This window comes from Enterobacter cloacae complex sp. P42RS, assembly GCF_014930595.1.
Classification (GTDB): Bacteria; Pseudomonadota; Gammaproteobacteria; order Enterobacterales; family Enterobacteriaceae; genus Enterobacter; species Enterobacter bugandensis.
Map to the genome: position 1 here is coordinate 123,760 of NZ_JADBRK010000001.1, position 23,491 is coordinate 147,250.

General features: G+C 57.1%; 23 protein-coding genes. 10 read left to right on the top strand and 13 right to left on the bottom strand.

Features of this window, described 5'->3' with window-relative positions:
* Nucleotides 1-17: 17 nt before the first annotated feature.
* Nucleotides 18-1,463: a M20 family metallopeptidase gene (locus IM314_RS00620; protein WP_193358319.1), complete on the bottom strand. Its 1,446-nt coding sequence runs from the start codon at nt 1,461-1,463 to the stop codon at nt 18-20.
* The gene (locus tag IM314_RS00625; RefSeq protein ID WP_045630202.1) at nt 1,463-2,773 is read right to left on the bottom strand and encodes a M20 family metallo-hydrolase; all 1,311 of its coding nucleotides are present in this window, start codon (nt 2,771-2,773) and stop codon (nt 1,463-1,465) included. The genes IM314_RS00620 and IM314_RS00625 overlap by 1 nt, the downstream gene beginning before the upstream one ends.
* A gap of 175 nt (nt 2,774-2,948) precedes the next feature.
* Here IM314_RS00625 and IM314_RS00630 point away from each other — a divergent pair, with 175 nt between their 5' ends.
* Both IM314_RS00630 and smrA read left to right on the top strand, forming a co-directional pair.
* Nucleotides 2,949-3,860 (top strand): LysR family transcriptional regulator, encoded by a 912-nt coding sequence (locus IM314_RS00630; protein ID WP_028012950.1) that lies wholly within the window; start codon nt 2,949-2,951, stop codon nt 3,858-3,860.
* A gap of 355 nt (nt 3,861-4,215) precedes the next feature.
* Nucleotides 4,216-4,779 carry a DNA endonuclease SmrA gene (gene smrA / locus IM314_RS00635; RefSeq protein ID WP_045630204.1) on the top strand — a complete coding sequence of 188 codons (564 nt, stop codon included), beginning with the start codon at nt 4,216-4,218 and terminating at the stop codon, nt 4,777-4,779.
* 27 nt (nt 4,780-4,806) lie between these two features.
* Here smrA and IM314_RS00640 read toward each other — a convergent pair whose 3' ends face one another.
* Entirely contained in the window at nt 4,807-6,468 is a 1,662-nt protein-coding gene (locus tag IM314_RS00640; RefSeq protein WP_028012952.1) for a methyl-accepting chemotaxis protein, read from the bottom strand.
* Between the two features lie 143 nt (nt 6,469-6,611).
* Between IM314_RS00640 and IM314_RS00645 the strand changes: the two genes are divergently transcribed.
* Nucleotides 6,612-7,478 carry an aldo/keto reductase family oxidoreductase gene (locus IM314_RS00645; RefSeq protein WP_041910273.1) on the top strand — a complete coding sequence of 289 codons (867 nt, stop codon included), beginning with the start codon at nt 6,612-6,614 and terminating at the stop codon, nt 7,476-7,478.
* 46 nt (nt 7,479-7,524) lie between these two features.
* On the opposite strand, the gene IM314_RS00650 is transcribed toward IM314_RS00645, so the two are convergent.
* A complete protein-coding gene (locus IM314_RS00650) occupies nt 7,525-7,725 on the bottom strand; it encodes a hypothetical protein (RefSeq protein WP_028012954.1) in 201 nt (66 codons plus the stop codon).
* 309 nt (nt 7,726-8,034) lie between these two features.
* Between IM314_RS00650 and umuD the strand changes: the two genes are divergently transcribed.
* Together umuD and umuC are read left to right on the top strand one after the other, a co-directional pair.
* On the top strand, nt 8,035-8,469 hold the full coding sequence (umuD, locus tag IM314_RS00655) for a translesion error-prone DNA polymerase V autoproteolytic subunit (protein ID WP_028012955.1): 435 nt from the start codon (nt 8,035-8,037) through the stop codon (nt 8,467-8,469).
* Nucleotides 8,453-9,715 (top strand): translesion error-prone DNA polymerase V subunit UmuC, encoded by a 1,263-nt coding sequence (gene umuC, locus IM314_RS00660; RefSeq protein ID WP_045630206.1) that lies wholly within the window; start codon nt 8,453-8,455, stop codon nt 9,713-9,715. Before umuD ends, umuC begins: the two co-directional genes overlap by 17 nt.
* A 380-nt stretch (nt 9,716-10,095) precedes the next feature.
* Here umuC and IM314_RS00665 read toward each other — a convergent pair whose 3' ends face one another.
* The 4 genes from IM314_RS00665 to IM314_RS00680 form a co-directional block, all read right to left on the bottom strand.
* A complete protein-coding gene (locus tag IM314_RS00665; protein WP_193358318.1) occupies nt 10,096-13,167 on the bottom strand; it encodes an efflux RND transporter permease subunit in 3,072 nt (1,023 codons plus the stop codon).
* Nucleotides 13,164-14,312 carry an efflux RND transporter periplasmic adaptor subunit gene (locus IM314_RS00670; RefSeq protein WP_193358317.1) on the bottom strand — a complete coding sequence of 383 codons (1,149 nt, stop codon included), beginning with the start codon at nt 14,310-14,312 and terminating at the stop codon, nt 13,164-13,166. Before IM314_RS00670 ends, IM314_RS00665 begins: the two co-directional genes overlap by 4 nt.
* Before the next feature lie 78 nt (nt 14,313-14,390).
* Nucleotides 14,391-15,587, bottom strand: a complete 1,197-nt coding sequence (locus IM314_RS00675; protein WP_045630209.1) for a cell wall metabolism sensor histidine kinase WalK — start codon at nt 15,585-15,587, stop codon at nt 14,391-14,393.
* Nucleotides 15,584-16,279: a response regulator gene (locus IM314_RS00680; RefSeq protein ID WP_028012960.1), complete on the bottom strand. Its 696-nt coding sequence runs from the start codon at nt 16,277-16,279 to the stop codon at nt 15,584-15,586. Before IM314_RS00680 ends, IM314_RS00675 begins: the two co-directional genes overlap by 4 nt.
* Before the next feature lie 124 nt (nt 16,280-16,403).
* Here IM314_RS00680 and IM314_RS00685 point away from each other — a divergent pair, with 124 nt between their 5' ends.
* Nucleotides 16,404-17,189 carry a MipA/OmpV family protein gene (locus IM314_RS00685; protein ID WP_045630210.1) on the top strand — a complete coding sequence of 262 codons (786 nt, stop codon included), beginning with the start codon at nt 16,404-16,406 and terminating at the stop codon, nt 17,187-17,189.
* Between the two features lie 28 nt (nt 17,190-17,217).
* Here IM314_RS00685 and yajD read toward each other — a convergent pair whose 3' ends face one another.
* Nucleotides 17,218-17,565 carry an HNH nuclease YajD gene (gene yajD, locus IM314_RS00690; RefSeq protein WP_003857471.1) on the bottom strand — a complete coding sequence of 116 codons (348 nt, stop codon included), beginning with the start codon at nt 17,563-17,565 and terminating at the stop codon, nt 17,218-17,220.
* Nucleotides 17,566-17,742: 177 nt separating this feature from the next.
* Between yajD and IM314_RS00695 the strand changes: the two genes are divergently transcribed.
* A complete protein-coding gene (locus tag IM314_RS00695; protein ID WP_048956325.1) occupies nt 17,743-18,768 on the top strand; it encodes an LLM class flavin-dependent oxidoreductase in 1,026 nt (341 codons plus the stop codon).
* A gap of 28 nt (nt 18,769-18,796) precedes the next feature.
* Entirely contained in the window at nt 18,797-19,744 is a 948-nt protein-coding gene (locus IM314_RS00700) for a zinc-dependent alcohol dehydrogenase family protein (RefSeq protein ID WP_193358316.1), read from the top strand.
* A 3-nt stretch (nt 19,745-19,747) separates the two neighbouring features.
* Here IM314_RS00700 and IM314_RS00705 read toward each other — a convergent pair whose 3' ends face one another.
* Complete coding sequence (locus IM314_RS00705; protein WP_041910260.1) at nt 19,748-20,782, bottom strand: AI-2E family transporter; 1,035 nt, start codon at nt 20,780-20,782, stop codon at nt 19,748-19,750.
* Between the two features lie 422 nt (nt 20,783-21,204).
* On the opposite strand from IM314_RS00705, the gene mdtJ reads away from it, so the two are divergent.
* Together mdtJ and mdtI are read left to right on the top strand one after the other, a co-directional pair.
* Nucleotides 21,205-21,567 (top strand): multidrug/spermidine efflux SMR transporter subunit MdtJ, encoded by a 363-nt coding sequence (gene mdtJ, locus IM314_RS00710; protein WP_028012965.1) that lies wholly within the window; start codon nt 21,205-21,207, stop codon nt 21,565-21,567.
* Nucleotides 21,554-21,883, top strand: a complete 330-nt coding sequence (gene mdtI / locus IM314_RS00715; RefSeq protein ID WP_028012966.1) for a multidrug/spermidine efflux SMR transporter subunit MdtI — start codon at nt 21,554-21,556, stop codon at nt 21,881-21,883. The genes mdtJ and mdtI overlap by 14 nt, the downstream gene beginning before the upstream one ends.
* Nucleotides 21,884-21,921: 38 nt before the next feature.
* Here the strand turns inward: mdtI and IM314_RS00720 are convergent, their stop codons facing one another.
* From IM314_RS00720 to asr, 3 genes are all read right to left on the bottom strand, one after another.
* The gene (locus IM314_RS00720; RefSeq protein ID WP_028012967.1) at nt 21,922-22,743 is read right to left on the bottom strand and encodes a serine protease; all 822 of its coding nucleotides are present in this window, start codon (nt 22,741-22,743) and stop codon (nt 21,922-21,924) included.
* Between the two features lie 102 nt (nt 22,744-22,845).
* Nucleotides 22,846-22,929 (bottom strand): hypothetical protein, encoded by an 84-nt coding sequence (locus IM314_RS22090; RefSeq protein ID WP_023617729.1) that lies wholly within the window; start codon nt 22,927-22,929, stop codon nt 22,846-22,848.
* Nucleotides 22,930-23,022: 93 nt separating this feature from the next.
* Nucleotides 23,023-23,397, bottom strand: a complete 375-nt coding sequence (gene asr, locus IM314_RS00725; RefSeq protein WP_032642591.1) for an acid resistance repetitive basic protein Asr — start codon at nt 23,395-23,397, stop codon at nt 23,023-23,025.
* Nucleotides 23,398-23,491: the final 94 nt, after the last annotated feature.

The window sequence follows — 23,491 nt, forward strand, 5'->3', positions numbered from 1 at the left end:
TGTTGTGTTGTGTTTTTTTATTTTAAAGGTGACGGTGTCACGCCCGGTGGGATCGGACACGCGTACGGTTTTTCTTCTATTTGTTGTTCGAACTCTTCACGGCATGTTTTCAGCAGGTCTGCATCCTGCAGTAGATTGAGCGCGGTTGCGCCCATCACTTTCCCGGCCAGCAGCATGCCTTTATGGGCGATAGAGGTTCGTCCCTGCGCCACCAGTTGCCAGGTGTGCAGCGGCGTGCCGACGGTAAAGCAAGGGCTGAAGCACTGGGCGACCGGCATTTTCCAGCTGACGTCACCCACGTCCGTTGAACCCGCCAGCACGTTATCGGTGATGGCATAGGGCGCGACTTCATCCACCAGCAGCGTCTCCTGATGGCGGCGGGCAAAGGCTTTGCCTGCTTCTCCCCCCGTGGCGGCAATGTTTTTCAGGCTGTTCTGCAGATCGTTTGGCGTCAGCGTGGCGCGGATTTCGCGGGCAAAGTCGCGCTCTTCATCGGTCCACTCCGGCGTGCCGTAGTGCTGCAACGCGCGGTACATCGCAGCCTCAAGCGTGCGGTTCGGCAGGTAGCTGGAGCAGGCTTTATCAAAGCGGCATTCGACGGTGGTTTCGGTCATCATTGCCGCGCCTTGGGCAATTTTTTCGATGCGTTGGTAGATCTGCTGCGCGTCGGCCATCTCCGGGGCGCGGATCAGGTACAGTACCTCGGCCTGGGCCTGCACCACGTTGGGCGAAATCCCGCCGGTGTCGGTGATGGCGTAATGGACGCGCGCTTTCTCTATGATGTGCTCGTTAAGGAAGTTGGTGCCGGTGGTCATCAGCGTCACGGCGTCCAGCGCGCTGCGCCCTAAATGGGGCGAGTTGGCCGCATGCGCCGCCACGCCGTGAAAACGCCAGGCCGCCTGAATGTTGGCGAGCGTGCTGACGTTAAACATCCCGGCAAAGGCCTCCGGGTGCCAGGTGACAGCGGCATCAACGTCATCAAACAGACCTTCACGTACCATAAATGTTTTCCCGGAGCCCCCTTCCTCACCGGGACAGCCGTAAAAACGCACCGTTCCGCTGCCGCCGTGCTGCTCCAGCCAGCTTTTTACCGCCACCGCGCCCGCAAGCGCCGCGGTGCCCAGCAGGTTATGCCCGCAGCCGTGGCCGTTCGCCCCCGGCGTGGCGGATTGCGCCGTCGCGCAGTGCGCCTGCTGGCTTAGCCCGGCCAGTGCGTCATACTCGCCCAGCAGAGCGATAACCGGTTTTCCGCTGCCGAAGCTGGCAATAAAGGCATTTGGGATACCGCCAGCCTCGCGGGTCAGCGTAAAGCCCTCGGCTTCCAGCTCGTCAGCGAGCCGTCTGGAGGACCAGACCTCTTCAAAGCGGGTTTCGGGATGATCCCAAATTGCATCGGCAATATCGGTTAGCGTCTGACATCGCGTGTCGATGGCATCGGCAATAAAAGCGTAGTTCTCCTGCATTACACACCTCGCGTCCACGGGAAATTGAGCGCAGTTCGCGCCAGCGTTTCAATGGCGACAGCCATGACCTGCTCATCGAAGTCGAATTTTTCGTTGTGATGTCCGGCGCTCAAATCCGTGCCGAACACCATATACGACGCCATGCCGCCGTTCTGCTGCACGCGGGCCATCATCAGCGTGGCGTCTTCAGAGCCTGCTGGCGCTTTCACCTTATCGATTGCGTGCACAATTCCCGATACCTGGCTCGCCTGTTCACGCAGGTAATCAACCCAGGCCGGCGTCGGCGCGCTGGAGGTGGCGGCCCCCATCAGGCGCATCTCCGCGCTCACGCCATAGAGCGCGGCCGCGCCGGTAATGACAGCCTGCGCGCGTTCAAAGACATACTGGTTTATTGCTTCGCTTTCGCCGCGGGTTTCAACCTTAATCAGTGCATTTGCGGGCACCACGTTGCGGCCGCTACCCGCCTGCATCACGCCGACGTTGACGCGGGAAGCGCCTTCGCTGTGCGGGGCGATGCTGTGCAGGGCGAGGGCGGCCTGCGCGGCGGCAAGCAGGGCGTTACGTCCATCCTCCGGTTTGCCGCCCGCGTGTGCGGCAACGCCGGTAAAGTTCACGTCGAACTTGGTGGTTGCCATAAAGTTATCGCTGCCGCAGATCGCCGTTCCGGCGGGGACGCCGGTACCAATATGGATGGCGGTAAAATAGTCCACGCCGTCCAGCGCCCCGGCGGCGACCATGGCGCGCGCGCCGCGGGTGCCTTCCTCGGCAGGCTGGAAGATCAGCTTGACGGTACCGTTGAGCCGCGCTTCGTTCTGCTTAAGCACCTTTGCCAGCCCCAGGCCAATGGTGGTGTGGCCGTCGTGCGCGCAGGCGTGCATCATTCCCGCGTTGCAGGAGGCAAAACCGTCGCGGAACGGGCGATGACTGTCGTCGAGCGCTTCGCTTAAATCAAGGGCATCCATGTCGACGCGAAACGCCAGCGTCGGGCCCGGTCGTCCGGTATTCAGGGTCGCCACAATGCCGGTAAATCCGCCTTCAAACGGTGCCAGCCATTTCTCAGGCGCGCCCTGCGACCGCGCACGGGCAAACTCTCGCGAAAGGGTAGCGTCATCGGGCAGCCCCATACGGCTTTCGGCATCGATCACGTCGCGACCCATCGCCAGTTCGTAGCCCAGGGAGTCAAGGATTTCCGCGACCTTTGCGGCGGTACGGAACTCTACCCAGCCGGATTCCGCAAAATGGTGAAAATCGCGACGCCATGCGATCAGCTGGGGGGCTAATGTCTGGATGTACTGCGCCAGTGTGTCCATATCTGTTCCTGTCATCATTAAAAAATGTGAACTGCTTCACGCTGTGATAGTTTTTACTTATCACTAACCGTTTTTTCACAGTTTTAACCGTTCAGGAATTACCCTCGCACATCCCTTTCCATTAAAGTAGATGACAATTTCTTTACTCTGATAAACAACGGTAATCGGTTGGGCTATGTCATTTCAGATTAAATTTCATCAAATCCGGGCGTTTGTTGAAGTGGCGCGTCAGGGCAGCATTCGCGGTGCCAGCCGGACGCTGAATCTCTCGCAGCCGGCGCTGACCAAATCCATCAAAGAGCTGGAGGAGGGCATGGCGGCGCAGCTTTTTGTTCGCCGGAGTAAAGGCGTTGCGCTGACCGAGTGCGGGGAAGGGTTTTACCAGCGCGCCAGGCTGATTCTGGAAGAGCTGCGTGCGGCGCAGGATGACATTCGCCAGCGGCAGGGGGATCTGGCCGGGCAGATCAATATCGGGATGGGGGCCAGCGTGTCACGCAGCCTGATGCCCGCCGTCATCACCCGTTTTCACGCCCAGCACCCGCAGGTTAAAGTGCGAATTATGGAAGGGCAGCTGGTGTCGATGATCAATGAATTACGCCAGGGCGAACTGGACTTCACCATTAACACCTATTATCAGGGGCCTTACGACCATGAGTTTACGTTTGAAAAACTCTTCGAAAAACCATTTGCGGTATTTTGCCGGGAAGGGCATCCGGCGACAGGGGCAACATCCATTAACGATCTGCTGCATTATAACTGGACAATGCCAACGCCGCGGGGAAGTTATTATAAGCAATTAGAAGATCTATTTAGCCACCGCTCGCAAATACCGCGGATTGGCGTAGTGTGCGAAACCTTTTCTTCCTGCATTAGCCTTGTTGCGCAAAGTGATTTTTTAAGTATCCTTCCGCAGGAGTTAGGCTGTGACCCGCTGCTGGCGCACCGTCTGGTCATTCTGCCGGTTGCCGAGTCGCTTCCAAAAGCCGCATATTATTTAATTCAGCGCCGGGATTCTCGTCAAACTCCGCTTGCCGAATCATTAATTACGCAATTCAGAAGGGAGGCGAGGAAAATAGTTTCAGGATGAATGTCGCATAATAAAAAAACAGAGTCTGCCCGACATCAGACAGACCCTATAGTACACACAGCAGTGCGTCCTTTCGCAAGTCCTGGGTATTATATCCATGAGGCAGGTAAATTTAGTTATAACACCTTTCCCGAAAAATGAAAGGAAGGTGAATGACTGATTTTACAAAAATTTAACGCAAATCACCTATTTTACCGTTGCTGGGGTTTTAGTTAAGTCAGGTTTAAGTACATTTTATAATGACTATATATATTCATCGGGTTAATATTTATCTCGTGCCTCATCTTCTAAGGGTTATTGAGACACCTGTCTGGCGCAGGTATAGTACAAGCCCAGATGTAGCCGGAGGATTTCCATGAACCCTGACGACAAATCCCTTTTTCTTGACGCCATGGAGGATGTCCAGCCCCTGAAACGCTGCACCGATATCCACTGGCAGCAAAGCCGTAATACCCGGGCTCGCCAGGACATCGATACCGAACAGCTCGACAACTTTCTGACCCTGGGTTTCCTTGAGCTATTGCCGCTTGACGAGCCGCTGGCGTTCCAGCGCGAAGGCGTCCAGCAGGGCGTTATTGATAAGCTGCGTTCGGGTAAATACTCCCGACAGGCCAGCTTAAATCTGTTGCGTCAGCCCGCTGAACGCTGCCGCCAGATGCTGTATTCCTTTATTCGCCAGGCCAGTCGTGACGGATTACGTAACCTCATCATCATCCACGGGAAAGGGCGCGAGCAAAATTCGCATCCTAATGTGGTGCGTAGCTATCTGGCACGCTGGTTAACCGAGTTCGAGGAAGTGCAGGCGTTCTGCGTGGCGCTGCCGCATCATGGCGGCAGCGGGGCTTGCTATGTTTCCCTGCGAAAATCCGACGACGCGAAGCAGGAGAACTGGGAACGGCACGCCAAGCGCAGCCGTTAGCGGGCGATATCTTCGCCCGCCTGAGGCTTAGAAGGTTTCCCAGTTACTGTCGGGGGTGGCGTTAGCCGTTGCCGGACGCAGCAGCTGCGGCGTTTTAACGTTGGCCGGGCGTGGGGCGGTGGCGTTTGCTTTACCGTTCAGACGAAACGCGGCCACGGCCTGACGCAGCTGTTCGGACTGATCTTCCAGCGCCGCTGCCGCCGTGGCGGACTGCTGCACCAGCGCGGCGTTTTGCTGCGTCACGCTGTCCATCTGCGACACGGCCAGGCTCACCTGCTCAATTCCGCGGCTCTGCTCATCCGATGCGGACGAAATCTCGCCCATGATATCGGTGACGCGGGTGACGGCGGCGACAATCTCCTTCATAGTCGCGCCCGCTTCGCTGACCTGCTCAGAACCGGTGTTCACCCGGCTGACTGAGTTCTCAATAAGCCCTTTGATCTCTTTCGCCGCCTGCGCGCTGCGGCTGGCCAGCGTACGAACTTCACCGGCGACAACCGCAAACCCGCGGCCTTGCTCGCCTGCGCGCGCGGCTTCCACCGCGGCGTTAAGCGCCAGAATGTTGGTCTGGAACGCAATGCTGTCAATCACGCCGGTAATATGAGCGATTTGCTGCGAACTGTCGGCAATTTCGTTCATGGTGCGCACCACGTTATCCACGACGTGGCCGCCGCGAGCCGCTGTTTCAGAGGCATTCTTCGCCAGCAGCGTCGCCTGACGGGCGTTATCGGAGTTCTGTTTAACCGTTGCGGTCAGCTCTTCCATGCTGGCGGCAGTCTCTTCGAGCGAGGAGGCCTGCTCTTCGGTGCGGGCGGAGAGATCGTTGCTCCCTGCGGCAATTTCACCCGCGCCGGTGTAGATGGAGTCAGTGCTGCCGCGTACGGCGCTGACGGTCGTCACCAGCGACTGCTGCATCTCGTGCAGGCCAGCCGCCAGTTGGCCCATCTCATTGCGGCCAGAGAGGGTGATATCCTGCGTCAGATCGCCTCCCGCAATGGCGCGAATATGGTTCATGATGGCGTTGAGCGGTTTTAACAGCAGGTGCTGTAAACCTTGCCAGATCACCACCAGCACGGCGATAACGGCCAGGAAAATGGCTGCCAGCGTCCACTGCATCTGCGTGAAGCTGCTTTGGTTCTCTTCGGTTGCCGCCTTCAGCAGCGTGTTGTTCTCGGCGCGCCAGCGGTTATAGACCGCTTCCATGTCGTCCTGGGCCTGCTGAGCGTCCAGATCGCCATAGGCCTGGTAGTTGTCGGCACGCAGATACTCAATCGACAAACGCATCACCTCGTGCATCTGATTCCATGACTTCTGCATCTCGTCGGTTAACGCCGCATTCTGGCCGTTAACCTGCGGCATTTTCTGCCATTCTTTGTTATAGGCTTCAGCTTTAGCCAGCGAGTCGCCTGCGGTGCCGAGCAGTTTGTTGATCGCGGCAAGGGATGCCGGGTCGCGCTGGTTCTTCAGGTAGCGGATTGCCACGCGAGTGACGGTAACGCGCGTTTTCACCAGCGTGTTCACGCTGTCGCTCAGGCTTTCCTGCTGGGCATTCAGCACGCCGGAGTTCTGGAAGTTATGGCGATCGTTGCTGACGGCAGAGTAGAACAACCCTCCCGTGACAACTTGCAGCAGACAGAATATGGTGAGGGCAAAGATAATTCCGGTAATCACGTGCAGATTTTTCAGCATAGCGGTCGTCCGTTAGAAAAGATGCAGAGGTACACCCATACTATCGTCGTATAGAATTTAAACTTTAATTTAACTCGCGCTTAACTTAGGGCTTCGGTCAGGAACCTGTTGTAAATCCGGATCATTTTATGAGGAAGGTTAACATGAGCAGCATTGATAAAAGCGGGACGTACGCGCTCGGAACGCGAACGGTGAAACGACTGGGCTACGGGGCAATGCAGCTTGCCGGGCCGGGCGTATTTGGCCCGCCGAAGGATAAACAGGCCGCGCTGGACGTGCTGCGCGAAGCCGTGGCGGCGGGTGTGAATCATATCGATACCAGCGATTTTTACGGCCCGCATGTGACGAACCAGCTGATCCGCGAGGCGCTTCATCCTTACCGGGACGATCTCACCCTCGTCACCAAGATCGGTGCCCGTCGCGATGACAAAGGGGCCTGGCTGCCGGCCTTTTCCGCGCAGGAGCTGACCCAGGCGGTGCATGACAACCTGCGCAACCTGAAGCTGGATGTGCTGGACGTGGTGAACCTGCGGATCATGTTTAGCGCACACGGCCCGGCAGAAGGATCGATTGCTGAACCGCTTTCCACCCTCGCAGAATTACAGCAGCAGGGGCTGGTACGCCACATTGGTCTGAGCAACGTCACGGCCACGCAGGTGGCGGAAGCGCGGAAGATGGTGCAGGTCGTCTGCGTGCAGAACATGTATAACATTGTGAACCGCGGCGACGATGCGCTGGTAGATTTACTGGCGCGGCAGGGGATTGCGTATGTGCCGTTCTTCCCGTTGGGAGGCTTCACGCCACTGCAGTCCACCGGCCTGCAGGCCGTCGCGGATTCCCTGGGCGCAACGGCGATGCAGGTTGCGCTGGCATGGCTGCTGCAACGGTCGCCGAACATCCTGCTGATCCCCGGCACGTCATCCGTGGCGCATCTGCGGCAAAACCTCGCGGCGGGAGAGGTGCAATTGCCGCCTGAAGCACTTGAAAAACTGAATGCGCTGATGGGTTAATCACAGCATGGGCAAAGCCGGAAGGACACTTCCAGGCTTTGCCTGCTCAGACTCCGCATTGACTTTTCTGTCTGTGAAGCGCTAACGCTTCTGCCACAATTTCCTGCTTGCTTTTTCGCGTCTCAAAGGCGGTGATTCTGATGTATTCCATCAGGTCAGGCTCAATGCGGGCGCTCAACATCCTGAGATCGGCCTCCTTTGCTAAACCGCGGGCAACTCGCTTGTCGGGATAGTCACGGGCTGGCATAGAAAACGTCCTCCAAAAATCTTGATAATTCGTGCCCTAAAATATGCGTTATTCTGATGTTTAAGTCAATTAATAGTGTTTCTATAGTGATTTAATGATCTTTTTTCACATGAAGTGATTTTAAAGTGTTGGTTATTGACTTTTTTATGACTTTTGGTTGGCCCGTCTGCGATCGCCAGCAGGAGAGGTTGCTAAATTAAATCCGCTCAAACTTCAACGCGTTTGCGGTCTTTGTCGGAAATGACCTTGATCCTGTGCCGTAATCCGTAATACTGTGTTTATATACAGTATCTGGCGGGAAAGGCATTTATGGACACTCTCTTTTCTTATCATCCAAAGCAACTTATTGAATTACCTTTATATCTTGAGCGTGTTGCCTGTGGCTTTCCAAGCCCTGCGCAGGATTATGTGGAGGATCGTCTCGATCTTAACCGGCTGGCGGTCAGGCACCCCAGTGCGACCTACTTTATCAAAGTGAGCGGGGACTCCATGATCGGCGCAGGGATTAGCGACGGCGATCTGCTGGTGGTAGACCGCTCGTTAAATGCCGAACACGGGGACATTGTTGTGGCGTCGGTCGGCGGCGAATTTACGGTGAAAGAGCTACAGACCCGCCCGGTTCTGCGGCTGCTGCCGCGTAATGCCCGCTATCAGCCGATCGCCTTTCAGTCCGAAGAGGAGCTGCAAATCTTCGGTGTCGTCACGCATACGCTCAAAACGCATAAACATGTTCGCGCTGGTTGATGTGAATAGCTTCTATGCCTCCTGCGAGAGGGTGTTTCGCCCCGATCTGGTGGGTAAGCCCATCGTGGTGGTGTCCAATAACGACGGCTGTATTATTTCGCTGTCGCGGGAGGCAAAGCAGTTCGGCATAAAAATGGGGGAGCCCTATTTTAAATTCAAAGAGAAGGGGTATCCGTCGCGGGTTTACGTCTTTAGCTCCAACTATGCGCTGTATGCCGATCTCAGCAGCCGGGTGATGCAGACGCTGACCGATCTCGCGCCGGCCATTGAGATCTACTCCATCGATGAAGCATTTGTGAACGTTTCGGGTGTCAGCAACTGCATCTCGCTGGAAGCATTCGGTCATCAGATGCGTACGCAGGTCTTTAAAAACACAGGCTTAAGTGTGGGCGTCGGGATTGCGCCGACTAAAACGCTGGCGAAGCTGGCCAACTATGCGGCGAAGCGGTGGTCAGCCACCGGTGGCGTGGTCGATCTCTCGGATCGTGGACGACAGCGTAAGCTGCTGGCAAAGGTTCCGGTGGAGGAGGTGTGGGGCGTAGGACGACGCATCACGAAAAAGCTTAACGCGATGGGGATAACCACGGCGCTGGAGCTGGCGGAAGCGTCATCCTGGGTCATCCGCAAACATTTTAACGTGGTAATGGAGCGCACGGCGCGCGAGCTTCGAGGTGAGCCCTGCCTCGATCTGGAAGAGTTTACTCCTACGAAGCAGCAAATTATCTGTAGTCGTTCGTTTGGACACCGTATTACGCAGTACGAGGAGATGCATCAGGCCATTTGCGCCTATGCAGAACGTGCTGCGGAAAAACTGCGTGGCGAGCATCAGTATTGCCGCTTTATCAGCGTGTTTGTGCGCACCAGCCCGCATGCCGACAACGAAATTTATTACGGCAATCAGGCTTCCGTCACCCTGATGACGCCCACCAATGATTCGCGCGATATCATCCGTGCCGCCACTGAGGCGCTGGGGCGTATCTGGCTTGACGGATATCGCTATATGAAAGCGGGGGTGATGCTGGCAGACTTTTTCAGCAGCGGCGTTGCCCAGCTGAATTTGTTTGACGATAACCGCCCGAGCGCCAACAGCGCGGCGCTGATGGAAACCATCGATAGCTTAAATCATTCCGGCAAAGGGAAAATATGGTTTGCCGGGCAGGGGATTGAGAAAGCCTGGGCGATGAAGCGGGAGATGCTGTCACCGGCCTATACGACGCGCTACGCGGATTTACCGGTGGCGAGATGAAAGGCGGCTATGTGTGACAAAGAGCCGAAGACGGTTTACGGACGCCGCTCCTGTGCAGCGTCCATAGCATCAGGGTTAAGGGCTTACTCAACCGTTAACGCATCGACAACCTTGTCGCTTCTCTATCCACACCGCCATCTCTCCCGCAAGGTGCGGGCCTTTACCGAGTGGCTGGAAAGTTTAGTGTAAAACCGCCACCGGAGAAGAGCCGCCAGTTCATGACACCGCGCGCCAGTCTGTTCCATGGCATTCAGCAGGCGAGGCGTGGGTTCGTTTGCGCAGTTTAGCCGCAGCTGACGGAGGATGAGATCCCCCGGATCCTGAGGAACCGTTTTGCGCTGACGGCTGTGTAATCTGCCGGGGAACGATTGAGCCTCAGCTCACCTTTCTTCTGCGGCTTTGCGCTGACTCCCCCACTGTAACAGCAGGCTAAACGACGCGGGTAATACGGTCAGCGTTACCAGCGTCGCGACCAGCAGCCCGCCGATAATCGCATAGGCCATTGGCCCCCAGAATACCTGATGAGAGATCGGGATCATGCCCAGAATGGCGGCGCAGGCGGTCAGACAGATGGGTCTGGCCCGATGCTCCGCGGCCGCCACAATCGCGGCATCGTTTGCCATCCCCTGAGCAAGATTACTGTCTACCTCGCTAATCAGTATCACCGCGTTACGCACGATCATCCCCGCCAGGGCGATGACGCCCAGCAGCGCGACAAATCCCATCGGCGTGCCGCCGGGCAGCATAGCCAGCACGATCCCCGGTAAACCAAACGGGGCCATCAGAAGCGCCAGCAGCATCCGGGAATATCGGCGCAACTGAAGCATCAGCAGCATCAACATGATGACAAGCGTCACCGGAAGAACGCTAAAAACGGAGCTGTTCCCCTTATCTGATTCGGCAACCGCGCCGCCTTCTTCTATGCTGTAACCGGCAGGCAGCTCCGCGCGCAGCGTGTCGATCGCCGGACGCAGCGCCGCCGATACCGCTTCGGCCCTCAGCCCCGGCGCGAGGTCAGTTTGCACCGTAATAAAAGGCAACCGCTGTCGACGCCAGATGACCGGATCGTCCACGCTCCAGACCAGCGTCGCGACGGCGCTGAGCGGAATTTTTTTACCGTCATTCCCCTGAACGGTCAGCGAGGAGAGGGTGGCGGTGCTGTGACGTTCATTGTCCGTGGCCCGCAGTACCACGTCGACAAGGCGATCGTTATCCCTGACCGAGGTGACAACGCTGCCGGACCAGAGGGTATTCAAGGTGCGGGCGAGAGCTTCTGACGATATTCCTGCCGCCCTGGCCGCCGTCTGATTCACCTTAAGAGTAATGATCCTCTCTGGCTCTCCGGCCGTCTGGTTAACCTCGCGCGACAGCGGCGATTGGCCAATCGCGTCGGCCAGACGGTTCGCAAGCGCCCGGACCTGCAGATAATCAGGCCCGCTCACCCGGTATTTGATTGGCCAGCCGACGGGCGGCCCAAGCTCCAGGGGCGACACGCGCGTGATGATGTCGCTAAACTGCGCCGCCAGCAGTCTGTTCAACTGCCCTTGCAGACGATCCCGCGCCTGAAGATCCTTCGCCACCACCACAATCTGGGCGATGTTTTCATTTTCCAGCAGCACGTCCATCGGCAGGTAAAAACGGATGGCTCCTGACCCGACGTACGTCGAGTAGCGCTCGATATTGCTGTTGCCGGCCAGCGCGTGTTCCAGCTTTTCCACCTCTCTTAACGTTTCGGGCTGCGACGCGTTGGCCGGAAGCGTCAGGCTGACCAGCAGCTCAGGCCGGTCCGACGCGGGGAAGAACTCACCCTGCATAAACGTCGTGCCGTAAACGGACAGCCCCAGCGCGGAAAGCGCAATCAGCACGGTGGCGAGCCGGTGGCGTAGCGCCAGCCCTAAAAGCCGCCCGTACCCGCGCGCGACCCTTCCAGGGCCTGCCGCGCGATGTCTGACCTTCTCCGGCAGCAGCCACGTGCCCGTCAGTGGCGAAAACAGGATCGCGACAACCCAGGAGCAGAGCAGGGCAATCAGCACTACCGCAAACAGGGAAAAACAATATTCACCGGCGCTGGAGGCCGCAAAACCAACGGGAATAAACCCGGCAATCATCACCAGGGTTCCGGTGAGCATCGGGAAGGCCGTCGTTTTGAATGCATGGGTGGCCGCATGCCGACGGGAATCCCCGGCTTCCAGTCGGGAGACCATCGTTTCGACGGCGATCATGGCGTCATCCACCAGCAGACCCAGCGCAATGATCAGCGCCCCAAGCGAGATACGCTGAAGCCCGATGCCGGCGAACATCATGCCGGCAAACGTCATGGCGAGCACCAGCGGAATGGCCGCAGCCACCACCAGCCCCGCCCGCAAACCCAGCGAGACAAATGAAACCGCCAGCACGATAACAACAGCTTCAATAAGCACCCGGACAAAACCACTTACCGCGTCACTGACCACCGCCGACTGATCGGCAACTTTCACCATCTCAATACCGTGCGGCAGCCCGGCGCTGAGGACTGTCATTCTGGCGTTCAGCGCGGCGCCAAAACGCAGCATGTTGCCTGTTGGCGCCATTGACACCGCCAGCCCGATGGCCGGTTTGCCGTTTACCCGGTAGGCGGGGGCCGGTGGCTCGGCGGCTTCCCGGGTGACGGTGGCGATATCGGTCAGCGGAATATAGCGATTGTTAATGTGCAGCGTGACGGCGCGTAAACTCTCTTCGGACGTGAGCGCCCCGCTGACCTTGATCGCGATGTTCTCCTGCCCGGTACGCATAACGCCAGCCGGGACAACCGCGTTTTGCGCCCGCAGCGCATCGGCGACCGCCTGAATATCCAGTCCCATACCCGCCAGACGGGCCGGAGAAAAGGCGAGAACCATCTGATCCTGCTGTTCGCCCAGCAGGGTGGTTTTGCCGATATCTGGCAAGGAGGCGAGCTCACGACGTATTGTCTCAACGCGATCCCGCACTTCCCGTAAGGTGTAGCCGTCGGGAATAAAGCCGTAAATCGTGCCGAACGTATCGTCAAATTCGTCGTTCACGGCCGGGCCCTGAACGCCTTCCGGTAAAGACGGCGCGATGTCCTGCATTTTTTTGCGGATCTGATACCAAATGTCCTGCACCATTTGCGGCGGGGTATTGTCACGGAGATTCACATGGATAACCGTGCTCCCGGCGCGGGTTTCACTTTCGAGATAATCAAGCCAGGGCGTTTCCTGCAGCTTTTTTTCAAGCGTATCGGTCAGCAGACGGGTGGTGTCCGTTACGGACGCGCCCGGCCACTGCGCGGAGACGACCGCCGTTTTAATGGTAAAAACCGGATCTTCATTACGCGGCAGTTTTTCATAGCAGAACACGCCCATCGCCACGATCAGCAGCATGAAGAAACTGACCATCTGCTGATGGTTAAGCGCCCATGCGGACAGGTTAAATTTCGCTTCCGGTTTCGTGTTCATGGCTGGACCTCCCCGGGTACCACCGGCTCTCCGGAACGGAGTTTGCTCACGCCAGCCGTAATCACCCGGTCGCCTGGCTCAAGGCCGGAGGCGATAATCACCGAGGAGGCCGTATAGCAGGCAGGCACCACCGCGCGCAGCTGCGCCTGCGAATGCGGGTTGATCACGAACACCGCCGGTCTATCTCCTGTTCGGCTCAGCGCCGATGCGGGAATGACGTAACCTCGCGGGCCAGTCGAGGGCAGGGTGATGGTGACGCTGGCACCCAGCGCTATCGCCGCTGGCGGGTTTATCAGGGTGGCTCTGACGCGCCAGGTGCGGGTCTGAGGATCGGCCTGCGGGGTGATATCCCGCAGCACGGCAGATGCCTGTATCGACGGGTCGCTGAGCAGGGAAACCCGCAATTCCGCCTTATCCAGCGGCGGTATCGCATCGGGCGTGGCGATATCAAACGCTACGTCGAGGGCTTCGCCGGTTGCCAGCGTAAGCACCGTCTGTCCCGCGCTGACAACCTGGCCCGCAGAGGCGCTGACCTCGGTGATCGTGCCGGTTTGTGGAGCGATAAGGCGCGTCCAGCCAAGGCTTTCGCGGGCGTTACGCCACGCGGCCTCGCTGCTTTTTAATCGCGCGCGGGCGACAAGCCAGTCCGCGCGGGCGCTGTCGAGTTGCGTGCGGGCTATTGCGCCCGTCGGCATGAGCTTTTGCATTCGGCTGACGTTAAGCGCGGCAACCTGCGCTGAGGCTGTGGCCCCTTCATAGTCAGCCGTTGCGCTGTCGAGCTGATTTTGTCCGGTGGTATTTTCAAGTGTGGCCAGCAGCTGTCCGGCATTAACCCGATCGCCAATATCAACGCTGCGCATCAGTATTCGCCCCCCGGTTTGAAAGCTCAGCGTCGTTTCATCGTGGGCATGGATCTCACCGGTCCTTTCCAGCGCGGGGAGGGTTTGGGCTGTACGTACGACGACGTAGCGCACCGTACGCACTGGGGCAGGCTTATTTTCCTGTTTGTCACCGCAGCCGGTGAGCGGAAAAATCACCAGCGCGAGCAGGACCAGAGGGAGAAAATTTACCCAGGAAAGAGTGCGCGCCACGCCGTACAGATGGTGCAGGCAGTGGCGGAGGGAGAGAACAAATTCGTCTGACATAACGCCGCTCCATAAAGATGAGGGCGTTATTAAATGCGCGCTACGTCGAGAAAGATTCGATGTTCTGTCAAGGGTTTATCAAGAGTGGATATTTTCATTACCGGACGGCTGCCAGGGTAACAAAATACGCACAGCAAGGCCGCCCGTTTCCGGTAATGAGGCCTCGATCGTGCCCCCATGGGCCTGACAAATCGCCCGGGCGATAGACAAACCGAGGCCGCTGCCGCCGGAATGCCGCGCGCGGGACTGCTCCTCACGGCTAAAGCGCTTAAACATGTCCGGTAAGAACTGGGGGGATACGCCCGGTCCGTCATCGTGAAATTCAATGGCGTAATGCCCGCTGGCGTAGTGCAGCGCCACCTCAAGATGGCCGCCTTCGCGCCCGTAGCGTAGTGCATTTTCCATAAGGATAGTAAATACCTGCCCCATGCGGAACGCATCGCCTCTGAACGGGCACGTACGCGGGTTACGCAGCGTAATCGTAAAATGATGCGCTTCGGCCTGCGGCATGATCCAGGCCGCCCGCTCCTGAATAAGCTCATCCAGAGAAAAGGCCTGCTCTTCCAGCACCAGATTTCCCGCGTCCGCTAACGAGAGAAGGTGAAGCTCATCGGTCAGGCGATTAAGATGCTGAAGCTGTTTCATCACCATTCCCAGCTGCACCGGGCTGGCATCAAACACACCGTCCAACATGCCCTGCAGACGACCAATGGCGGCCGTCAGGGGCGAACGCAGCTCGTGCGCCATCGCGACGTGCGAGGCGCGGAGCTCTTTTTCATAGCGGGCGAGTTGCCCCGTCATGGAGTTAAAGTCGTTTGCAAAGCTGACCATTTCCGCTGGCGCATCCTTGACCAGTTCAGCCTGACGGCCAAACTGCCCGTCGGCGACATCTTTGGCGGCATCGCGAAGACGGCTGAACTGCAGCGCCAGCGGTCGGGCGTGTTTTAACCCCATCACCACAATAAACGGGATCATCACCAGCACCAGCAGGGCCACCGTAACCCAGTCCGCAGAGGCGATGGATGGCGTGGAATAACTCAGCCCCCACCAGGTATCCACAATGCTGTGGAAGCGGGCCGGATCGGCCTGTGGGTTCTGGCTGAGCGTCAGAAATTCCTGCCGGACCGCCGCTGGCATTCTACCCATTATCCAGTAGTTCTGTACCGCATAACGTAGCCACATGCAGGTGGCAATGACGATCACGCTGCCGATGGCCAGTGCCAGGATACGCGCGCAAATCCAGCGCCAGAGAGAGGAGTGCCGGTTTTTTATCATGGTTGTCTGAACCTGTATCCCACGCCGCGAACGTTAATCAACACGCCGGAAATACCCGCCGCTTCGAGTTTTTTACGCAGGTTATAAATATGGGTGTCCACCACGCGCTCCAGCGCCTCGCTTTCCGGCAGACAGTGTTCCAGCAGGTACTGACGGGAAAAGGGGCGTGCGGGAGAGCGCAGCAGCGTTGCCAGAAGCGAGAATTCCGTTGGCGTAAGATCGAGCATCACGGGCGCGTCGCCGCCGTTATCCACGCTCGCCACAATGGCGGCCACATCCACCTCCAGCGTTTGCCAGCGAAGGATCTCGTCGTCTGTCTCTTTTTTACTGCTGCGTCGCAGCACCGCCTGTACGCGAGCCACGACTTCTCCCGGATGATAGGGTTTCACAACATAATCATCGGCACCGTACCGCAGGGCACCAATGCGATCGGGGGTGTCGCCCATGGCGGTGACCATGATCACCGGTACATCGCTTTTACGACGCAGTCCGGCCAGCACTTCGGTGCCGTTAAGCCCGGGCAGCATCACGTCCAGCAGGATGAGGTCGGGTTTCCACCGCTGCGCCATATCCAGCCCGGAAAGACCGTCTCCGGTAATGGTGACATCGTAATTTTCACGACGTAAATAGGCTTCAAGCACGCCAGCCGCATCGGCGTCATCTTCAATAATCAGCACTCTTCTGGACAACATCCGTTCACCTTGACCGTTTCTTAACACTATCCCGACGATTCATTGATTTAGCCAAACCATACTGCGCCAACATTGTGTGGCAGACCGTGAATCAGCAGACGCCAGCGTCTGCGTGGAGAACAGTATGATAGCGATAAAAAAAGGCCTGTATATGACCGTTCCGCTTCTGATGGCCGTTGCCTCAGGTGTGCAGGCGGATGATGACGCCGCTTCCGGCTCTTTAACCGTCGGGCTGGGCGGTCACTATGCCCCCCGTTATTCAGGCTCAGACAAGCAGGTGTGGCAGGTGGTTCCTGTGCTGCAGGGGCGCAAGGGTGCTTTCTTTATTGATGCACAAAAAGGAGTGGGATATGACCTGCAAAACGACAGCGGTTGGTACCTGGAACATACGCTGGGTTACGACCTCGGGAGGGCAGAGAAAAATTCTGGCTGGCGTGAGGGCGCAAATAATCTGAAGGGGATGGGGGACATTGATGCCACCCTGAATACCGGCCTGGCCGTCGGCTGGCAGGCTGCGTCCTGGCTAAGCGTTGAGGGTAAGGCGACGCTACCGTTAACGGACAGCCAGGGCGTAAGTTATCAGGCGTCCGTTACGTTGATTCCCCTGCAAAACAGCGAGGACACGATCGCCCTTCAGTCTGCGGCTCTGTTTGGCGACAGCCGTTATCTGAATACCTGGTATGGGGTCAGCGAGCAGCAGAGCCGCCGCACCGGCTATCGCCGCTATTCAGCGCCGGGGGGATTTTATGGCGTCGACACCAGCCTGACCTGGAGCCATCAGTTCGATGCTCACTGGGGAACGGTCCTGAGCGCGGACTATACCTGGCTTGGCGACCATGCGAATGAAAGCCCAATAGTGATGCGGCGTAATGAGGGGTCTGCAACCGCCGCTATCACCTGGACATTTTAAAATCGCGGAGCACGAGCGGACGAGAAGATTATTTCTTCTTATCCATCATCGCTTTTAAATCGGCAAACGGGTTAAACGTGGCGACACCCACGTCTTTTTGCGCGTCTTCACCGGCGACCACGGTGGTGCCGTACTGATCCGCTTCGGTGTATTTCGAATGCTCGTGATCGTGGCAAAACAGGCACAACAGCTCCCAGTTGCTGCCATCTTCCGGGTTGTTAGTATGGTCATGATCGATATGGTGAACCGTCAATTCACGCAGGTTGGAATAGACGAACTCCCGCGAGCAGCGTCCGCAGACCCAGGGATAGATTTTTAATGCTTTCTCGCGATAGCCGCTTTCCAGTCGCGCGTAGTTTTTAGGGATCAGAGCCATTGCCGGTATTACCTGCCATGAAAAAAGTGGGGAATATTATATCCATTATGGAGCGGAATGACGAACCCCTCTATTCCGTCAATTTATTTGATGCTTTCCGTTAAATAAACGGCATTTATTCTTACCGGGTAATGCGTAAAGTGGACAGAACGCAACGCATTATCAGGACACAGGGTTATGAAAAAGATCGGTTTTTTATCGTTTGGTCACTGGACGCCTTCTCCGCAGTCCGGCACGCGCTCGGCGGCAGACACGCTGCTGCAGTCCATCGACCTGGCCGTGGCCGCTGAAGAGCTGGGCGCAGACGGCGCCTATTTCCGCGTGCACCACTTCGCTCGTCAGCTTAGCTCGCCGTTCCCTCTGCTGGCGGCAATAGGCGCGAAAACGAAAACCATTGAAATCGGTACGGGCGTGATTGATATGCGCTATGAAAACCCGATGTATATGGCCGAGGATGCGGGCGCGGCAGATCTGATCTCCGGCGGCCGTTTGCAGCTTGGCATCAGCCGCGGCTCCCCGGAGCAGGTCATTGATGGCTGGCGTCATTTCGGCTATGTCCCGCAGGAAGGGGAAAACGAAGCGGACATGGCGCGCCGTCATACCGAGGTGCTGCTTGAGGTGCTGCGCGGCGAAGGGTTTGCAAAACCGAATCCACAGCCGATGTTCCCCAATCCGCCTGGGCTGCTGCGCCTGGAACCGTATTCTGAAGGGCTGCGGGAGCGCATCTGGTGGGGCGCCGGTTCAAATGCGACGGCGGTATGGGCCGCGAAGCTCGGCATGAACCTGCAAAGCTCAACCCTGAAAGACGACGAAACCGGTGAGCCGTTCCATATTCAGCAGGCAAAACAGATCCGCGCCTATCGTCAGGCCTGGAAAGAGGCAGGGCATGCGCGCGAGCCGCGCGTCTCGGTCAGCCGCAGTATTTTTGCCCTGATGGACGACCGCGACCGGATGTACTTCGGCGCCAGCCGCAACGACAGCGATAGCGTGGGGTATCTTGATGAAAAAACGCGCGCGATCTTCGGGCGCAGCTATGCCGCGGAGCCTGACAGGCTGATTGAACAGCTGAAGAAGGACGAGGCGATTGCCGAGGCTGATACGTTATTACTGACCGTACCGAACCAGCTCGGTGTGGATTACAATGCGCACGTGATTGAGTCCATTCTCAAACATGTCGCACCGGCAATGGGCTGGCGCGATTAAGTATTCCGCCGTCAGCCGTGAGATCGTAATGGAAAATCTGGCCCTCTGGTATCGCCGTTTTGGCGAGCCAGAATCTGTTCTGCAACCTGAAACTGCGCCACCGGGCGCGCTTGCGCCGGGACACCTCCGCGTGCAAATGCTGTATGCGCCGGTGAACGCGTCCGATCTCATTCCCATTACCGGCGCTTACCGCCACCGAACCCCGCTGCCCGCCGTCGCGGGGTATGAAGGCGTCGGTGTTGTCATTCAGGCGCCCGCGTCTTTTGCGCATCTGCAGGGTAAACGCGTTCTGCCGCTGCGCGGGCAGGGCACCTGGCAGCGCTATGCGGATTGCCCGGCAGAGTATGCGATCCCCGTGCCGGATGATGTCGATTCACGCCTGGCCGCGCGGGCCTATATCAACCCGCTGGCGGCGCAGATGATGTTGAGCCACTATCCACCGCGGGGAAAGCGGGTGCTGCTCACGGCCGCCGGTTCGGATTGCGCCATTCTGCTCGGGCAGTGGGCGCGTCTGGCGGGGGCAGAGGCGGTGTACGGTATTCATCGTTCGCCCGTTCACGCTGAACGGCTGGCGGCGATGGGGATCGTTCCTGTCGCACAGCATGACATACAGCGGATTCTCTCCGTTGCCGCGCGTGCCGACGTCGTTTACGATGCAACCGGCGGGGCGCTGGCGGAAGCGATCCTGAGCGTGCTGCCGGAGCAGGGCATATTTGTCTGCTACGGGCTGCTCTCCGGGCAGACCTTCCGCCAGCAGCGGCCCCTGCCGCGCGTAGCGTGGTTCCATATTCGTAACTATCTGGATGGGCTCAGCGCAGAGGCGTGGCGCGCGGAGTTCGATCAAATCTGGCCCCGGATGCGCGCCAGTGCGTACAGCCCCGGAACGGTGTACCCTCTGACGGACTGGCAGAGGGCGCTCAGGGCTTACCGTGAAGGAGGAAGGGCAAACAAGCCCCTCATGTCGATGGCGGAATGACGGCTATTGATGGCTCATATCGCTCAGCAGCACGGCGATGCTTTGCCCGCCCGCCGTCTGTTCCAGACCAATCTTCACGATGATGGTCAGCGGAACGGAGAGCAGCATGCCTACGGGACCGAGCAGCCAGCCCCAGAAAATCAGGGACAAAAAGACGACCAGCGTCGAAAGCCCCAGCCCACGCCCCATCATTCGCGGTTCAAGAATATTCCCGAACACCAGGTTAATCGCCAGATAGCCGGCCAGCAGAATCAGCGCATCATAAAATCCACTGAACACCAGCACCTGAAGAATAGGGGGGATTGCCGCCAGCACGGAGCCGATGTTAGGAATGTAATTGAGCGCAAATGCCAGTAACCCCCAGACGAACGCAAAGCGGACGTCCAGCGCCACCAGCATTCCCCAGACCACCACCCCGGTGACCAGGCTGATGACGGTTTTCAGTACCAGATAGCGTGAAACGCTGTCCAGCGCGCGCTGAATAGCGCCCATTCCTTCAACCGGACGAACCATGATTTGCTGTAACTTTGCGGGCAGCTGTGGCACCTCCAGCAGCATGAACACCACCGTTAAAAACAGCAGGAAAATCGAGGTCATGGCATTGGAAAGCTGCGTCAGCAGGCCTGTGACGATGGTCATGGCCGCATTAGGGTCGATATATTTAAGAAGCTCCTCAACCGAGACTTCTATTCCCGCGCGCTGAAGCCAGGGCTCAAGCTGCAGCAGCGGTATCGCCAGCGAGGAACGGTATTTCGGCAGCGTTCGCGCCAGTTCGTTCAACGAGGTACCCAGATACGCAACCAGTAACACCATGGCGAAAATAATGACGCTAATTAGCAGGGTAATTGCCAGCACGCGCGGGATGCGCAGCCGCGTCATGCGCCGGACCAGTGGGTTAAGGATCACCGCAACAAACAGGGCCAGAATAAAGGGCACAATGATGTCGGCGGCAAAACGAACGCCCGTGAGTATGATCACCAGCATGCCCAGCATGATGACAATTTTTAACCCGTTGAGGGTAATAATGGGTTTAGCCATGGTGACTCCAAAAAACGCCTTTTATTTATAATAGAGGGTAAACGTCCTGCAATAAACTAACCAAAATCAAACGGGATGGGTAAAGAATTGAAAAGACTTTGAGTAAAATCTTCAGTTATGGTACAAATTTGGCGTGTTCAACTACCGAGGACAATTTTCATCCGCAAAGACGAGAAGCAACAACGCGGATAATTGTAATTTTATGGACAATTTGTTCAGGACCTATTCTTCAAACAACGCTGCTCTATTTTCTACCTCCTTCTGCCTGATTGCTGGTGAGCAACACTGGCGTACCGCACTATAGTCACCTCTTCTGCCTGAGCTGGCGCTACGCGCTTAGATATCTGATTTAATTTCATATTTTTTTGGTTTGCTGCATGCGGCGGGCCACGATGGATTATATTCTCAAGCAGGAGAAAAACATGTTTTACTGGATCTTATTAGCCCTGGCTATCCTCGCTGAAATTACCGGCACGCTGTCAATGAAATGGGCAAGCGTCAGCGAGGGCAATACCGGTTTTATTTTAATGCTGGTGATGATATCCCTTTCCTATATTTTCCTCTCATTTGCGGTGAAGAAAATTGCGCTGGGTGTGGCCTATGCGCTGTGGGAAGGGATCGGTATTTTATTGATTACGCTGTTCAGCGTTCTGATATTCGACGAAACATTAACAACAATGAAGGTCGCCGGGTTAACGACGCTGGTCGCGGGTATCGTGCTGATTAAATCAGGTACCCGTAAACCGACAAAACAGCAGAAGGAGCAGAACCATGCAACAGTTTGAATGGGTTCATGCGGCCTGGCTGGGCTTCGCCATCGTGCTGGAAATTCTGGCGAACGTTCTGCTGAAATTCTCTGACGGTTTTCGCCGTAAGGTTTATGGCCTGATGTCGATTGCCGCAGTGCTGGGGGCATTTAGCGCCCTGTCTCAGGCGGTCAAAGGTATCGATCTGTCTGTGGCCTATGCGCTGTGGGGCGGTTTTGGTATCGCCGCCACCCTGGCCGCAGGGTGGGTGCTTTTCGGGCAGCGTTTAAATAATAAAGGCTGGATAGGGCTGATCTTGCTGCTCGCGGGCATGATCATGATAAAACTCGCCTGATCAATCGGTAACCCTGATTCACAGACAGCCGCGCTGGCTTACTCTTTAGCCAGCGCTTCCAGCTTATCGCGAAAACCGGTGACGGATAAGGCCCGGTTATCGGCTCGCCAGCGGTCTTTCGCCGCCGGGGCGGAGCTTTGAACCCCAATCAACTGCCAGCCGTTATCGGTTTTCAGCATCAGCGGTGAACCGCTGTCGCCCGGCAACGTATCGCACTGATGGGAAAGCACGCTGGTCTGCGCCCAGCCCGTCACGATACAGTCCGTGTGGGTGTAAAGCGCATCGAGATGATCGACCGGGTAGCCTGACTGCGTTACCTTGCGGTCGGCGGCTTTCAGCGCGGCGGTGAGTGCCGCTTTATCGCCGTCAAATAACGGCAGCGGCGTGATGCCCGAAGGCGGGTAGCGCAAAATAATCAGGCCAAAATCCCACGAGGCTGCCGCGGGCGGCACAATCCAGCCGTCTCCATCCGGTTTAAGACGTTTCCCAAGAGAAGCATCAACCCGGCCTTCAATGCCGTGGATTTCATAGCGCCAGATCCCTTTTTGCGACACAAATCGTAAGACAACCGCTTTGTCTGGCTTACCGTTGGGTGGCGTCAACAGGCAGTGGCCCGCCGTCAGCGCTAATTGCGGGGTGATTAACGTCGCGGTACACAGGTTGCCGCTGGCGGTTTCCAGTTGGCCTATAGCGTCCCAGGGCGCCTGGGTAGGATCGGTGACGCGAGTACGATCGTCATGACCGAAAAAAAGCGTCTTTAGCTCTTTCGCGCTAATGGCGTTATCACCGCCATCATCCGCCTGTGAAAATCCAGAAAAAAGGCCAAACGTTCCCAGCAACAACACAACAGATTTACGCATATCACACTCTGGTGGGGGTAATTATGATTATTAAAAGTGAACCCTATGAAAATACTATAGACGGGACGGCGCTAAAGTGGGAGTAAAATCAGCGTGCTACAGTCAGGAAAGATAAAAGCGGCTTGCGATGAGCGCGCATAAAATAAGCAGGATAAGAATCAGCTCAAACCGATAGCGTCGCAGCATACGCCCTCCGGATAAAAAAAACGGCGCAGAACCTTTTCCGGTTCAGCGCCGGTTTACCAACGTGCCCCGCAGGGCACGGTTAAGCTTGTACGCTTACGCAGCTGGCTGTGCAGCTGGTTTAGCAGCTTCGTGTTTTACTGCTTTTTTGTGATGCTTTTTCGCAGCCTGGGCTTTCTGCTCTACGGCTGGTTTAGCGGCTTTCTTGTGGTGCTTTTTCGCAGCCTGAGCCTTCTGCTCTACGGCTGGTTTAGCGGCTTTTTTGTGGTGCTTTTTAGCTGCCTGCGCTTTTTGCTCTGCAGCCGGTTTAGCGGCTTTGTGGTGTTTCTTGTGATGCACGGTTTTTGCTGGCGCCGCGGTGGTCGTTGCAGCAGGCGCTGCAGCAGCTGGTGCAGCAGTGGTTTCAGCAGCAAACGCAGCAGAAGACAGACCCATAGCAGCGGCAACAACCAGAGCTAATACTTTTTTCATGTTCATACCCTCGAATTTGGTTTTTCATTTAACCCCACTGCGGGGCCGTTGAAATAACTATATCCCTGTAAATTCGGGGTTTCCGTGAGTGATT